Annotated in this window: 18 protein-coding genes; 1 reads left to right on the top strand and 17 read right to left on the bottom strand. The window is 57.2% G+C overall.

Annotated features, from left to right (window positions below; all coding sequences use genetic code 11):
• Positions 1-2 precede the first annotated feature (2 nt).
• The gene (locus KGA98_RS00260) at positions 3-1,400 is read right to left on the bottom strand and encodes an MFS transporter (protein WP_223499889.1); all 1,398 of its coding nucleotides are present in this window, start codon (positions 1,398-1,400) and stop codon (positions 3-5) included.
• A gap of 191 nt (positions 1,401-1,591) precedes the next feature.
• On the opposite strand from KGA98_RS00260, the gene uvrA reads away from it, so the two are divergent.
• Positions 1,592-4,426 carry an excinuclease ABC subunit UvrA gene (gene uvrA / locus KGA98_RS00255; RefSeq protein ID WP_223499887.1) on the top strand — a complete coding sequence of 945 codons (2,835 nt, stop codon included), beginning with the start codon at positions 1,592-1,594 and terminating at the stop codon, positions 4,424-4,426.
• A 65-nt stretch (positions 4,427-4,491) separates the two neighbouring features.
• Here the strand turns inward: uvrA and bfr are convergent, their stop codons facing one another.
• From bfr to rpsN, 16 genes are all read right to left on the bottom strand, one after another.
• Positions 4,492-4,956, bottom strand: coding sequence for a bacterioferritin (bfr, locus tag KGA98_RS00250; RefSeq protein ID WP_008053867.1), 465 nt, complete (start codon positions 4,954-4,956; stop codon positions 4,492-4,494).
• A gap of 148 nt (positions 4,957-5,104) precedes the next feature.
• Positions 5,105-6,559 carry a catalase gene (locus tag KGA98_RS00245; RefSeq protein ID WP_150814487.1) on the bottom strand — a complete coding sequence of 485 codons (1,455 nt, stop codon included), beginning with the start codon at positions 6,557-6,559 and terminating at the stop codon, positions 5,105-5,107.
• A gap of 237 nt (positions 6,560-6,796) precedes the next feature.
• Positions 6,797-7,183, bottom strand: coding sequence for a 50S ribosomal protein L17 (gene rplQ, locus KGA98_RS00240; protein WP_007970429.1), 387 nt, complete (start codon positions 7,181-7,183; stop codon positions 6,797-6,799).
• Positions 7,184-7,225: 42 nt separating this feature from the next.
• Entirely contained in the window at positions 7,226-8,227 is a 1,002-nt protein-coding gene (locus tag KGA98_RS00235; protein WP_007970428.1) for a DNA-directed RNA polymerase subunit alpha, read from the bottom strand.
• 22 nt (positions 8,228-8,249) lie between these two features.
• Positions 8,250-8,870, bottom strand: a complete 621-nt coding sequence (gene rpsD / locus KGA98_RS00230; RefSeq protein WP_003176404.1) for a 30S ribosomal protein S4 — start codon at positions 8,868-8,870, stop codon at positions 8,250-8,252.
• A gap of 18 nt (positions 8,871-8,888) precedes the next feature.
• Positions 8,889-9,278, bottom strand: coding sequence for a 30S ribosomal protein S11 (gene rpsK, locus KGA98_RS00225; RefSeq protein WP_002555466.1), 390 nt, complete (start codon positions 9,276-9,278; stop codon positions 8,889-8,891).
• Positions 9,279-9,308: 30 nt separating this feature from the next.
• Positions 9,309-9,665, bottom strand: coding sequence for a 30S ribosomal protein S13 (gene rpsM / locus KGA98_RS00220; RefSeq protein ID WP_009045849.1), 357 nt, complete (start codon positions 9,663-9,665; stop codon positions 9,309-9,311).
• 130 nt (positions 9,666-9,795) lie between these two features.
• The gene (gene rpmJ, locus KGA98_RS00215; protein WP_002555468.1) at positions 9,796-9,912 is read right to left on the bottom strand and encodes a 50S ribosomal protein L36; all 117 of its coding nucleotides are present in this window, start codon (positions 9,910-9,912) and stop codon (positions 9,796-9,798) included.
• A 24-nt stretch (positions 9,913-9,936) separates the two neighbouring features.
• Positions 9,937-11,265, bottom strand: a complete 1,329-nt coding sequence (secY, locus tag KGA98_RS00210) for a preprotein translocase subunit SecY (protein ID WP_003210064.1) — start codon at positions 11,263-11,265, stop codon at positions 9,937-9,939.
• Positions 11,266-11,703: a 50S ribosomal protein L15 gene (rplO, locus tag KGA98_RS00205; protein WP_003228720.1), complete on the bottom strand. Its 438-nt coding sequence runs from the start codon at positions 11,701-11,703 to the stop codon at positions 11,266-11,268.
• Positions 11,704-11,706: 3 nt separating this feature from the next.
• Complete coding sequence (rpmD, locus tag KGA98_RS00200; RefSeq protein ID WP_003176408.1) at positions 11,707-11,883, bottom strand: 50S ribosomal protein L30; 177 nt, start codon at positions 11,881-11,883, stop codon at positions 11,707-11,709.
• A gap of 2 nt (positions 11,884-11,885) precedes the next feature.
• The gene (gene rpsE, locus KGA98_RS00195) at positions 11,886-12,386 is read right to left on the bottom strand and encodes a 30S ribosomal protein S5 (RefSeq protein WP_003186035.1); all 501 of its coding nucleotides are present in this window, start codon (positions 12,384-12,386) and stop codon (positions 11,886-11,888) included.
• Between the two features lie 3 nt (positions 12,387-12,389).
• Positions 12,390-12,740: a 50S ribosomal protein L18 gene (rplR, locus tag KGA98_RS00190; protein ID WP_003186037.1), complete on the bottom strand. Its 351-nt coding sequence runs from the start codon at positions 12,738-12,740 to the stop codon at positions 12,390-12,392.
• A gap of 10 nt (positions 12,741-12,750) precedes the next feature.
• Positions 12,751-13,284, bottom strand: coding sequence for a 50S ribosomal protein L6 (gene rplF, locus KGA98_RS00185; RefSeq protein WP_003176412.1), 534 nt, complete (start codon positions 13,282-13,284; stop codon positions 12,751-12,753).
• A 12-nt stretch (positions 13,285-13,296) separates the two neighbouring features.
• A complete protein-coding gene (gene rpsH, locus KGA98_RS00180; protein ID WP_003186040.1) occupies positions 13,297-13,689 on the bottom strand; it encodes a 30S ribosomal protein S8 in 393 nt (130 codons plus the stop codon).
• A 209-nt stretch (positions 13,690-13,898) separates the two neighbouring features.
• Positions 13,899-14,204: a 30S ribosomal protein S14 gene (rpsN, locus tag KGA98_RS00175; protein ID WP_003176414.1), complete on the bottom strand. Its 306-nt coding sequence runs from the start codon at positions 14,202-14,204 to the stop codon at positions 13,899-13,901.
• Between the last annotated feature and the right edge of the window lie 12 nt (positions 14,205-14,216).

Here is a 14,216-nt window from a genome sequence, read left to right as displayed (position 1 = left end):
TCCTAGGCTACGCACGCTGCCCCGGCCGGGTTGTTCACCAGGCGCTCAAGGGTGGTGCGATCCAATAGTTCGGTGTCCAGTTTGATGTAAATCGCCGCCTCTTCTGCGACGATGACTGCATCTGTTACCCCTACGACCGCCTTCAGGCGCTCGACCAGACCCGCTTCGCGGATCGCCTCGGGCGACAACGGCAAGCGCAGGCTCGTGACGTAGGGAGGTTCGCGCATGGTAACAGCAAAGGCCAGCCAGAGGGCAGCCAGACCGGCGCATCCGAGGAACACAACCGACAGACCGCCATGCTGGAACAGCCAACCGCCAAGAATGCCGCCCAATGCCGACCCGAGGAACTGGCTGGTGGAATAAACCCCCATCGCCGTGCCCTTGCCGCCGGCCGGTGAAACCTTGCTGATCAGCGATGGCAACGAAGCTTCCAGCAGATTGAACGCGGTGAAGAACACCACCGTACCGATCACCAGAGCCCGCAAGCTGTCGCCGAACTGCCAGAAGAATAGCTCAGTGAACATCAGCGTCACGACGGCACCGAGTAAAACTCGTTTCATTTTGCGTTTCTTCTCGCCGTAGATAATGAACGGGATCATGGCGAAGAAAGAAATCAGCAACGCGGTCAGGTACACCCACCAGTGCTGCTCTTTGGGCAGCCCGGCTTTCTCGACCAGCGCCAGCGGCAAGGCGACGAAGCTGGACATCAACATCGCGTGCAACACAAAAATACCCAGGTCCAGCCGTAGCAGGTCCGGGTGCTTGAGCGTCGGCATCAATGCCTGGCGCGCAACACCGGACTCGCGATGCTGCAATGTCCCGGTAGAGCGCGGCACCATAAACATGACGATCACAATGCCGAGCAGCGCCATGCCGCCCGTGGCGAGGAACAACCCGGACAGACCAAAAGCGCGGGTCAGCAACGGGCCGACCACCATGGCGACGGCGAACGACAGACCGATGGTCATGCCGATCATGGCCATGGCTTTGGTCCGATGCTGCTCCCGCGTCAGGTCTGACAACAAGGCCATGACCGCGGCTGAAATCGCCCCGGCACCTTGCAGGATTCGCCCGGCGATCACGCCCCAGATCGAATCGGCATTGGCCGCCAGCACACTGCCGAGTGCGAAGATAATCAACCCGATGTAAATCACCGGGCGGCGGCCGATGCGATCGGAAATGAAACCGAATGGAATCTGGAAAATCGCCTGGGTCAGGCCGTAAGCGCCAATCGCCAGCCCGATAAGGGCCGGGGTCGCTCCTGCCAGGTCCATCCCATAGGTCGCCAAAACCGGCAACACCATGAACATGCCAAGCATACGGAAGGCGAACACCAGGGCCAGACCGCTTGCCGCGCGGGTCTCGCTGCCGCTCATGCGCTCGCTGTGGGGATCGTGCATGGAAAAACCTCATGTGAACCGGCGGCGATTCTACCAGTCCCATCGATTGGCAGGGTATATCGCGACGCTTTGCCGCGTGTAGATGACAGAGCTTTCATGCAAGGCAGCAATAGCAGCATTCGATAGTGTGCATCCATCCAGTATTTGGCCGTATACTCCTACGTTTTCGACGCCCGCCGAGCGAGGCCACCTTGGACAAGATCCTGATTCGTGGGGCTCGAACCCACAACCTGAAGAACATCGACCTGACCCTGCCACGGGACAAGCTGATCGTCATCACCGGCCTGTCCGGCTCCGGCAAGTCGTCCCTGGCTTTCGATACCCTGTACGCCGAAGGTCAGCGCCGCTACGTCGAATCGCTATCGGCCTACGCCCGGCAGTTCCTGTCGATGATGGAAAAGCCCGACGTCGACACTATCGAAGGCCTGTCGCCGGCGATCTCCATCGAACAGAAGTCGACCTCGCACAACCCGCGCTCGACGGTCGGCACTATCACCGAAATCTACGACTACCTGCGCCTGCTTTATGCACGCGTGGGTATTCCCCGTTGCCCGGATCACGACATCCCGCTGGAAGCGCAGACCGTCAGCCAGATGGTCGACCTGGTCCTCGCCGAACCGGAGGGCAGCAAGCTGATGCTGTTGGCGCCGGTCATCCGCGAGCGCAAAGGCGAGCACCTGTCGGTTTTCGAAGAGCTGCGCGCGCAGGGTTTTGTCCGCGCCCGAATCAATGGAAAGCTCTATGAGCTGGACGAAGCTCCCAAGCTCGACAAGCAGAAAAAACATACCATCGATGTCGTGGTCGACCGCTTCAAGGTTCGCGCCGACCTGCAACAACGCCTGGCCGAATCCTTCGAGACCGCGCTGAAACTGGCGGACGGCATCGCCCTGGTGGCGCCGATGGACGACGAGCCGGGTGAAGAGATGATCTTCTCCGCACGCTTCGCCTGCCCGATCTGCGGCCACGCGATCAGCGAACTGGAACCCAAGCTGTTCTCCTTCAACAACCCGGCCGGCGCTTGCCCGACCTGCGATGGTCTGGGGGTGAAGCAGTTCTTCGACATCAAGCGCCTGGTCAATGGCGAACTGACCCTGGCCGAAGGGGCGATTCGTGGCTGGGACAGGCGTAACGTCTATTACTTCCAGATGCTCGGCTCGCTGGCCTCGCACTACAAGTTCAGTCTGGAAGTTCCGTTCAGCGAATTGCCGGCCGATCAGCAGAAATTCATCCTGCACGGCAGCGGTTCGCAAAACGTCGACTTCAAATACCTGAACGACCGTGGCGATATCGTCAAACGCTCGCACCCGTTCGAAGGCATCGTGCCGAACCTGGAACGCCGTTACCGCGAAACCGAATCGGCATCGGTGCGCGAAGAACTGGCCAAGTTCCTCAGCACCCAGTCGTGCCCGGATTGCCGTGGCACCCGCCTGCGGCGTGAAGCGCGGCATGTGTGGGTCGGCGAGAAAACCCTGCCGGCAGTGACCAACCTGCCGATCGGCGATGCGTCCGATTATTTTGGCGGGCTCAAGCTCACCGGACGACGTGGCGAAATTGCCGACAAGATCCTCAAGGAAATCCGCGAGCGCCTGCAGTTCCTGGTCAACGTCGGCCTCGACTACCTGTCGCTGGATCGCAGCGCGGACACCTTGTCCGGTGGCGAGGCCCAGCGTATTCGTCTGGCCAGCCAGATTGGCGCCGGCCTGGTAGGCGTCCTGTACATCCTCGACGAACCCTCCATCGGCCTGCATCAGCGCGATAACGACCGGTTGCTGGGCACCCTCAAGCACCTGCGCGATATCGGTAATACGGTGATCGTGGTCGAGCACGATGAAGACGCGATCCGCCTGGCCGACTACGTGGTGGACATCGGCCCGGGCGCTGGCGTGCACGGCGGGCATATCGTCGCCGAAGGCACACCGGCCGAGGTCATGGCTCACCCGGACTCGCTGACGGGTAAATACCTGTCGGGCCGGGTGAAGATCGAAGTCCCGGCCAAACGTACACCGCGCAACAAGAAGCTGACGCTGTCGCTCAAGGGCGCGCGCGGCAACAACCTGCGCAATGTCGACCTGGAGATTCCGATCGGCCTGCTGACCTGTGTGACCGGCGTGTCCGGCTCCGGCAAGTCGACGCTGATCAACAACACCCTGTTCCCTTTGAGCGCCACGGCGCTGAATGGCGCCACTACCCTCGAAGCGTCCGCCCACGACAGCATCAAGGGCCTGGAGCACCTGGACAAGGTCGTCGACATCGACCAGAGCCCGATCGGCCGTACACCGCGCTCCAACCCGGCGACCTACACCGGTTTGTTCACGCCGATCCGCGAGTTGTTCGCCGGCGTACCGGAGTCCCGCTCCCGGGGCTATGGTCCGGGGCGCTTCTCCTTCAACGTCAAGGGTGGCCGCTGCGAGGCTTGTCAGGGCGACGGCCTGATCAAGGTCGAGATGCACTTCCTGCCGGACATCTACGTGCCCTGCGACGTGTGCAAGAGCAAGCGATACAACCGCGAGACCCTTGAGATCAAGTACAAGGGCAAGAGCATCCACGAAACCCTCGAGATGACGATCGAGGAAGCACGGGTGTTCTTCGATGCCGTACCGGCCCTGGCGCGCAAGCTGCAAACATTGATGGACGTCGGCCTGTCGTACATCAAGCTGGGGCAATCGGCGACCACGCTGTCCGGCGGTGAAGCCCAGCGGGTGAAACTGTCCCGCGAGCTGTCCAAGCGCGATACCGGCAAGACCCTGTACATCCTCGACGAACCCACCACCGGTCTGCACTTCGCGGATATCCAGCAACTGCTGGACGTGTTGCATCGCCTGCGCGACCACGGCAACACCGTGGTGGTGATCGAACACAACCTGGACGTGATCAAGACCGCTGACTGGCTGGTGGACCTGGGGCCGGAGGGTGGTTCCAAGGGCGGGCAGATCATTGCCGTCGGCACCCCGGAAGAAGTGTCAGAGATGAAGCAATCCCATACCGGTTATTACCTCAAGCCGCTGCTGGAGCGCGATCGGGCTTGACCGCCCCCCATGAAAAAGCCCCTGTCACTTCATCAGTGACAGGGGCTTTTTTGTATTCGCAGCAATCAGGTGTGGGATTGCAGGTAGTTCTCTAGCCCGATCAACTTGATCAGACCCAACTGCTTCTCGAGCCAGTAGGTGTGATCTTCTTCGGTGTCATGCAATTGAACCCGCAGCATTTCGCGGCTGACGTAGTCCTTGTGTTGTTCGCAGAGCTTGATGCCCTTGCACAACGCAGCCCGTACTTTGTATTCCAGGCGCAAATCCGCTTCGAGCATCTCTGTCACCGTGGTGCCGACGTCGAGATCGTCCGGACGCATGCGCGGCGTGCCCTCGAGCATCAGAATCCGGCGCATCAGGGCGTCAGCGTGCCCTGCTTCCTCTTCCATCTCGTGGTTGATTCGTTCGTAGAGCTTGGTGAAACCCCAGTCCTCATACATCCGCGAGTGGACGAAATATTGATCGCGCGCGGCCAGTTCGCCGGTCAGCAACGTGTTGAGGTAATCGATCACATCTGGGTGGCCTTGCATCGCCCTACATCTCCCTGCTTTAAAGTTGTAGTTTGAACCAACATGCCCTTATCGTCACTCGCAAGACGCAATAAAAGCGAAGATATTCTGAGAAAACCGGCTGAAATAACGCAAAAACCGCCCAAACAAGGGCGGTTCTGCTTCTCATTTAGACTTCGTTAAGCTGTACGTTGAGCAGCTTTGCGATTGCTTCTCCATACGCCGGGTCAGCCTTGTAGAAATGCTGCAACTGGCGATCAACCACATCACTCGATACACCCGCCATCGCACCGGCGATGTTGCTAACCAGCAATGATTGCTGCTCCCCAGTCATCAAGCGGAACAACGCGCCGGCGTGGCTGTAGTAGTCGGTATCCTCGCGGTGATCGTAACGATCAGCCGCACCGCTCAGTGCCAATGGCGGCTCTGCATAGCGAGGCGCTTGCTTCGGCGACTCAACGTAGCTGTTCGGCTCGTAGTTTGGTGCCGCACCGCCGTTACTGCCAAACGCCATCGAACCATCACGCTGGTAGCTGTTCACCGGACTGCGAGGCGCATTAACCGGCAATTGCTGGTGATTGGTGCCAACACGGTAGCGGTGAGCATCCGCGTAAGCGAATACTCGACCTTGCAGCATGCGGTCAGGCGATAAGCCAACACCTGGGACCATGTTGCTGGGACCGAATGCCGCTTGCTCGACTTCAGCAAAGTAGTTCAGCGGATTGCGATTGAGCTCCAGCTCTCCGACCTCAATCAGTGGAAACTCTTTCTGCGACCAGGTCTTGGTGACATCAAAGGGGTTCTCGTAGTGCGCCGCTGCCTGAGCTTCGCTCATGATCTGGATGCATACGCGCCATTTCGGGAAATCACCCTGCTCGATGGCATTGAACAGGTCGCGCTGGGCGTAATCCGGATCAGTGCCCGCCAGGCGCGCTGCCTCCGCTGGAGCAAGGTTCTTGATCCCCTGCCTGGTCTTGTAGTGCCACTTCACCCAGTGACGCTCACCTTGAGCGTTGATGAGGCTGTAAGTGTGGCTGCCGAAGCCATGCATGTGACGGTATCCATCAGGGATACCCCGGTCGGAGAACAGGATGGTGACCTGATGCAGCGCCTCGGGCGAATGCGACCAGAAGTCCCACATCGCCTGGGCACTCTTCAGGTTGCTTTGCGGCAAACGCTTCTGGGTGTGGATAAAGTCCGGGAACTTCAGTGGATCGCGAATGAAGAACACGGGGGTGTTGTTGCCGACGATGTCCCAGTTGCCTTCCTCGGTATAAAACTTCAAGGCGAACCCACGCGGATCACGCTCGGTATCAGCCGAACCCCGCTCACCGCCCACGGTGGAAAACCGCAGGAAAGTCGGGGTTTGCTTGCCGACTGTCTCAAACAGCTTCGCGCTGGTGTATTGAGTGATATCGCGCGTCACGGTGAACGTACCGTAGGCACCCGAGCCTTTGGCGTGTACACGGCGCTCAGGGATGTTTTCACGGTTGAAGTGGGCAAGCTTCTCGATCAGGTGAAAGTCGTCGAGCAGCAGCGGGCCACGAGGGCCGGCGGAACGGGAATTCTGGTTATCGGCAACAGGAGCGCCACTGGCGGTGGTAAGCGTTTTGTTTTGGCTCATGCGATCTTCCTTCCTCTGTCGGTCTTGAACTGCCGGCTATCGGCTGAGAGGGAGTATTGATCATCAATATGACAGCTACAAATTCATTAACTTGTAGACATCGATAGAGAAAAACTAATGATCATCCCCATCACATAATGACGACGTGGACGCGGGAGACGCTTGTACAGAGGGCGCGTTTCTTACAGGCACAAAAAACCGGGCACAAGGCCCGGTTCTTTGTTTCAGACTGACGTCTTACTCGGCAGATACAGCTTCGCCAGCAGTAGCACGATCAACCAACTCGACGTACGCCATAGGCGCGTTGTCGCCAGCGCGGAAACCGCACTTGAGGATGCGCAGGTAGCCACCCTCACGGGTAGCGTAACGCTTGCCCAGGTCGTTGAAGAGCTTACCAACGATAGCTTTCGAACGAGTACGGTCGAAAGCCAGACGGCGGTTAGCAACGCTATCTGTCTTGGCCAAAGTGATCAGCGGCTCGGCAACGCGGCGCAGTTCTTTAGCTTTTGGCAGAGTAGTTTTGATCAGCTCGTGCTCGAACAGCGACACCGCCATGTTTTGGAACATGGCCTTGCGGTGCGAGCTGGTGCGGCTCAGGTGACGACCACTTTTACGATGACGCATGGTTCATTCCTTACCAAACACTACGTTCGGTGATTACGACGATCAGGCAGTCGCCTTGTCGTCCTTCTTAAGACTTGCAGGCGGCCAGTTGTCGAGGCGCATGCCGAGGGACAGACCGCGGGAGGCCAGAACGTCCTTGATTTCAGTCAAGGATTTCTTGCCCAGGTTCGGAGTCTTCAACAGCTCTACTTCGGTACGCTGAATCAGGTCACCGATGTAGTAGATGTTTTCCGCCTTAAGGCAGTTAGCCGAACGTACAGTCAGTTCCAGATCGTCAACCGGGCGAAGCAGGATCGGATCGATCTCGTCTTCCTGCTCGACAACCACTGGCTCACTGTCACCCTTGAGGTCGACGAACGCAGCCAACTGCTGTTGCAGGATGGTTGCAGCGCGGCGAATTGCCTCTTCAGGATCCAGAGTACCGTTGGTTTCCAGATCAATAACCAGCTTGTCCAGGTTAGTACGCTGCTCGACACGGGCGTTTTCCACCACGTATGCGATACGGCGAACCGGGCTGAACGAAGAGTCAAGCTGCAAGCGACCGATGCTGCGGCTTTCGTCTTCATCGCTCTGACGCGAGTCTGCCGGTTCATAACCACGACCACGAGCTACTACGAGCTTCATGTTCAGGGCGCCGTTAGACGCCAGGTTAGCGATTACGTGATCGGGATTAACGATCTCGACATCATGATCCAGCTGAATATCGGCAGCGGTAACCACCCCCGAACCCTTCTTCGACAAGGTCAGCGTAACTTCGTCACGACCGTGCAGCTTGATAGCCAGACCTTTAAGGTTCAACAGGATTTCAATTACGTCTTCCTGTACACCTTCGATGGCGCTGTACTCGTGGAGCACACCGTCAATCTCGGCCTCGACTACTGCACAGCCGGGCATTGAGGACAACAGGATGCGGCGCAGCGCGTTGCCCAGGGTATGGCCAAAGCCACGCTCGAGAGGCTCGAGAGTGATCTTGGCGCGGGTTGGACTGACAACCTGCACATCAATGTGGCGGGGTGTCAGGAACTCATTTACCGAAATCTGCATGGATGCACCTATTTTCTAGCCCTTACTTGGAGTAGAGCTCGACAATCAGGCTTTCGTTGATGTCGGCGGACAGATCACTGCGAGCTGGAACGTTCTTGAAAACGCCCGACTTCTTCTCAGTGTCTACTTCTACCCATTCTACGCGGCCACGTTGGGCACACAGATCGAGAGCTTGGACAATGCGAAGTTGATTTTTTGCTTTCTCGCGAACAGCGACCACGTCACCAGCACGAACCTGGTAGGACGGAACGTTAACGGTCTGACCGTTTACGCTGATCGACTTGTGCGATACCAGCTGACGGGATTCGGCACGAGTCGAACCAAAGCCCATACGGTATACAACGTTGTCCAGACGGCATTCGAGCAGTTGCAGCAGGTTTTCACCGGTTGCACCTTTCTTGCCAGCAGCTTCTTTGTAGTAGCCGCTGAATTGACGCTCGAGAACGCCGTAGATACGACGGACCTTCTGCTTTTCACGCAGTTGGGTGCCGTAGTCGGACTGGCGACCGCGGCGTTGGCCGTGGATACCAGGTGCTGCTTCAATGTTGCACTTCGATTCGATCGCGCGCACGCCGCTCTTCAGGAAGAGATCGGTGCCTTCGCGACGAGCGAGTTTGCATTTTGGACCAATGTAACGAGCCATTCTTTACAATCTCCTGGATTACACGCGGCGCTTCTTCGGCGGACGGCACCCGTTGTGCGGGATTGGCGTCACGTCGGTGATGCTGGCGATCTTGTAGCCACAGCCGTTCAAAGCGCGGACTGCGGATTCACGACCTGGACCTGGACCTTTGACGTTGACGTCGAGGTTTTTCAGGCCGTATTCCAGCGCAGCTTGACCAGCACGTTCAGCAGCTACTTGAGCAGCAAACGGGGTGGACTTGCGGGAACCGCGGAAACCCGAACCACCGGAGGTAGCCCAGGAAAGAGCGTTACCTTGACGGTCGGTGATGGTCACGATGGTGTTGTTAAAAGATGCATGGATGTGGGCGATGCCATCAACCACTGTCTTTTTAACTTTTTTACGAGGACGAGCAGCAGGTTTTGCCATGATTAAATTCCTGTCGATTCGCTGGGGCGATTACTTGCGGATCGGCTTACGCGGACCTTTACGGGTACGCGCGTTGGTCTTGGTACGCTGACCGCGCACTGGAAGACCGCGACGATGACGCAGACCGCGATAGCAACCGAGGTCCATCAAGCGCTTGATTTTCATGTTGATTTCGCGACGCAGGTCACCTTCAGTGGTGAACTTCGCCACTTCGCCACGCAGCTGTTCAATTTGCTCGTCGCTCAGATCTTTGATCTTTGCTGCTGGGTTTACCCCAGTCTCTGCACAAATTTTCTGTGCAGTAGTGCGACCAACACCATAGATGTAGGTCAGCGAGATAACAGTATGCTTGTTATCTGGAATGTTAACGCCTGCAATACGGGCCATTCAGTGGGACTCCAATTGACAGCTACCTACGCCCCGGAAGCCAAGAAATAGGGCGCGAGATAATATCGCTGTAATAACAAATAATCAACCCGGCAGCGCACTAGCTGCCGGGCTTGAAGCACAATCACACTCAGCCTTGGCGCTGTTTGTGACGCGGTTCCGCGCTGCAAATTACTCGAACAACACCTTCGCGGCGAATAATCTTGCAGTTACGGCACAGCTTTTTCACCGATGCACGAACTTTCATCACCAACTCCTCGAACCTTATGGGTCAGCGCAGCATGCCGCTGCCGTAACCCTTCAGGTTGGCTTTCTTCATCAGGGATTCGTACTGGTGCGAAACGAGGTGCGATTGTACTTGGGACATGAAGTCCATCACAACCACGACGACGATCAGCAACGAGGTCCCGCCAAGGTAGAACGGTACGTTGGCTGCAACCACCAGGAACTGGGGCAACAGGCAGACGGCCGTCATGTAAAGAGCACCGAACATGGTCAAGCGAGTCAGAACGCCATCAATGTAGCGCGCAGACTGCTCACCTGGACGGATGCCCGGAATAAAGGCACCGGACTTCTTCAGGTTTTCCGCTACGTCTTTCGGATTGAACATCAACGCCGTATAGAAGAAGCAGAAGAAAATAATCCCTGCACTAAACAGCAGAATATTCAACGGCTGACCAGGAGCGATCGACTGCGAGATGTCCTGCAACCAGCCCATACCTTCAGACTGACCGAACCAGGCACCCAACGAAGCCGGGAACAGCAAAATGCTGCTCGCGAAAATAGCCGGAATAACACCGGCCATGTTCACCTTCAGCGGCAAGTGGCTGGTCTGCGCAGCGAAGACCTTGCGGCCCTGCTGACGCTTGGCGTAGTGAACAGCAATACGACGCTGACCACGCTCAATGAACACCACGAAACCGATAATCGCTACTGCCAGCAAACCGATGGCAACCAGGGCGAAGATGTTGATATCACCCTGACGTGCAGACTCGAAAGACTGCCCGATCGCTCTCGGAAGACCGGCGACGATACCTGCGAAAATCAACATCGAGATACCGTTGCCAACACCACGCTCAGTAATCTGCTCACCCAGCCACATCATGAACATCGCACCAGCCACAAACGTGGATACCGCGACGAAATGGAAGCCAAAGTCACCAGTGAACGCAACACCCTGCCCCGCCAGGCCAACGGACATGCCGATAGCCTGAACCAGGGCGAGGATGACAGTGCCGTAGCGGGTGTACTGGCTGATCTTGCGACGGCCAGCTTCACCTTCCTTCTTCAACTGCTCCAGCTGCGGGCTGACGGCGGTCATCAGTTGCATGATGATCGATGCCGAGATGTACGGCATGATCCCCAGTGCAAAGATGCTCATCCGCTCCAGCGCGCCGCCGGAAAACATGTTGAACAAGCTAAGAATGGTCCCCTCATTCTGTCGAAACAGGTCCGCGAGTCGGTCCGGGTTGATACCTGGAACCGGGATGTGTGCGCCTATTCGGTAGACGATAATCGCCAGGAACAGAAAACGCAGACGAGCCCAGAGTTCAGACATACCGCCTTTGCCGAGCGCAGAGAGAGCACCTTGCTTAGCCATTTATTCCTCGAACTTGCCGCCAGCTGCTTCGATAGCCGCACGCGCACCCTTGGTGGCGCCGATTCCCTTGCCGATAGTGACAGCGCGAGTCACTTCACCGGACAGCATGATTTTCACACGCTGTACGTTGACATTGATCACGTTGGCATCTTTCAGGGACTGCACGGTGACGATGTCGCCTTCCACTTTAGCCAGCTCGGACAAACGCACTTCTGCGCGATCCATGGCTTTCAGGGAAACGAAACCGAACTTCGGCAGGCGACGATGCAGCGGCTGTTGACCGCCTTCAAAGCCTGGAGCAATGGTGCCACCGGAGCGGGAGGTCTGACCTTTGTGACCACGGCCACCAGTCTTACCCAAACCGCTACCGATACCACGGCCCGGACGATGCTTTTCGCGACGGGAACCCGGCGCTGGACTCAGATCATTGAGTTTCATCGATTAACCCTCGACACGCAGCATGTAGTAAGCCTTGTTGATCATCCCGCGATTCTCGGGAGTATCCTGGACTTCTACAGTGTGACCGATGCGACGCAGACCCAGACCCTTAACGCACAGTTTGTGGTTAGGGATGCGGCCGGTCATGCTTTTGATCAGCGTTACTTTTACGGTAGCCATGATCAGAAGATCTCCTTGACGCTTTTGCCACGCTTGGCGGCAATGGATTCAGGAGACTGCATTGCTTTCAAACCCTTGAAAGTGGCGTGAACCACGTTTACAGGGTTAGTCGAGCCGTAGCACTTGGCCAGAACGTTCTGAACGCCAGCAACTTCGAGGACAGCACGCATAGCGCCGCCAGCGATGATACCGGTACCTTCAGAAGCAGGCTGCATGTACACCTTCGAAGCGCCGTGAGCGGACTTCATTGCGTACTGCAGGGTGGTGCCGTTCAGATCAACCTGGATCATGTTGCGGCGAGCAGCTTCCATTGCCTTCTGGATCGCAGCAGGCACTTCACGCGACTTGCCACGGCCGAAGCCAACACGGCCCTTACCATCACCAACCACGGTCAACGCGGTGAAGGTGAAGATACGGCCGCCTTTAACGGTTTTGGCTACGCGGTTAACTTGAACCAGCTTCTCGATGTAGCCTTCGTCGCGCTTTTGGTCGTTATTTGACATAACTTAGAACTCCAGCCCAGCTTCACGAGCAGCATCAGCCAGCGCTTTAACGCGGCCGTGGTACTTGAAGCCAGAGCGGTCGAAAGCCACTTGCGAGACGCCAGCGGCCTTAGCACGCGTAGCGACCAGCTGGCCAACCTTAGTGGCCGCGTCGATGTTGCCGGTGGCACCATCACGCAGTTCTTTATCCAAAGTCGAGGCGCTTGCCAGGACTTTGTTGCCGTCGGCCGAAATGACCTGGGCGTAGATGTGCTGCGAAGAGCGGAACACGCAGAGACGCACGACTTCGAGTTCGTGCATTTTCAGGCGTGCTTTGCGAGCGCGACGCAGTCGAGTAACTTTTTTGTCGGTCATTTGCTATGCCCTACTTCTTCTTGGCTTCTTTACGACGGACGACTTCGTCCGCGTAGCGCACACCTTTGCCTTTGTACGGCTCTGGTGGACGGAAGTCGCGGATCTCGGCGGCCACTTGACCTACCAGCTGCTTGTCGATGCCCTTGATCAGGATATCGGTCTGGCTAGGAGTCTCAGCGGTGATGCCTTCCGGCAGTTCGTAATCCACTGGGTGCGAGAAGCCAAGAGCCAGGTTCAGCACTGTGCCTTTTGCTTGCGCTTTGTAACCAACACCGACCAGCTGGAGCTTGCGCTCGAACCCTTGGCTTACGCCCTGGACCATGTTGTTTACCAACGCACGAGTGGTACCAGCCATCGCGCGAGTCTGTTGATCGCCATTGCGAGCAGCGAAACGCAGCTCACCAGCTTCTTCAACGATCTCAACGGACGAGTGGATGTTCAGTTCGAGAGTGCCCTTGGCACCCTTCACCGAAAGCTGTTGGCCTGCGAATTTTACTTCGACACCGGCTGGCAGCTTAACGGGGTTCTTAGCGACGCGAGACATGCTTATCCCCCCTTAGAACACAGTGCAAAGAACTTCGCCGCCGACACCGGCAGCGCGCGCAGCACGATCAGTCATCACACCCTTGTTGGTGGAGACGATAGACACACCGAGACCGCCACGAACTTTTGGCAGATCATCGACGGACTTGTACTGACGCAGGCCTGGACGGCTAACGCGCTTCACTTCTTCGATAACCGGACGGCCTTCGAAGTACTTCAGCTCGATGGACAGCAGTGGTTTGATTTCGCTGCTGATCTGATAACCCGCAATGTAACCTTCGTCCTTCAGGACTTTGGCAACAGCTACCTTCAACGTGGAAGATGGCATGCTTACGACGGACTTTTCAGCCATCTGGGCATTACGGATACGAGTTAGCATGTCCGCTAACGGGTCCTGCATACTCATGGGCTAGACGCTCCTAATACAAAAAAATTAGCCTTGCGGCTATTACGTGTCGCCGAGAATCTCCGAGCATGAAAAACACGGGCTCAGGCGAGCCGGGTATTCTAGACACACCCCGGAAATGAATCAAGCCCCAAAAGGGGCTTGATCCAGATTCAAGGCCACCGGTGGTCAGGATCTTGCGATCCTGGACACCGAGACTTTGACAGTACTTACCAGCTGGCTTTAACCAGACCCGGTACGTCACCACGCATGGCAGCTTCACGCAGCTTGTTACGGCCGAGGCCGAACTTGCGGTAAACGCCGTGTGGACGACCGGTCAGGCGGCAGCGGTTACGCATGCGCGAAGCGCTTGCGTCACGTGGCTGCTTCTGCAGGGCTACTGTAGCTTCCCAACGCGCTTCTGGACTTGCGTTCAGATCAACGATGATAGCTTTCAGTGCTGCACGCTTCTTGGCGTACTTGGCAACCGTGAGCTGACGCTTCAGCTCGCGGTTTTTCATGCTCATCTTGGCCATGGTCCTACTCCA

Origin of the sequence: Pseudomonas sp. BF-R-24 (genome assembly GCF_019947335.1) — a bacterium.
Lineage (GTDB): Bacteria > Pseudomonadota > Gammaproteobacteria > Pseudomonadales > Pseudomonadaceae > Aquipseudomonas > Aquipseudomonas jessenii.
The sequence above is the reverse complement of the archived record's forward strand: the minus strand, read 5'-3'. Positions and strand labels throughout refer to the sequence as shown.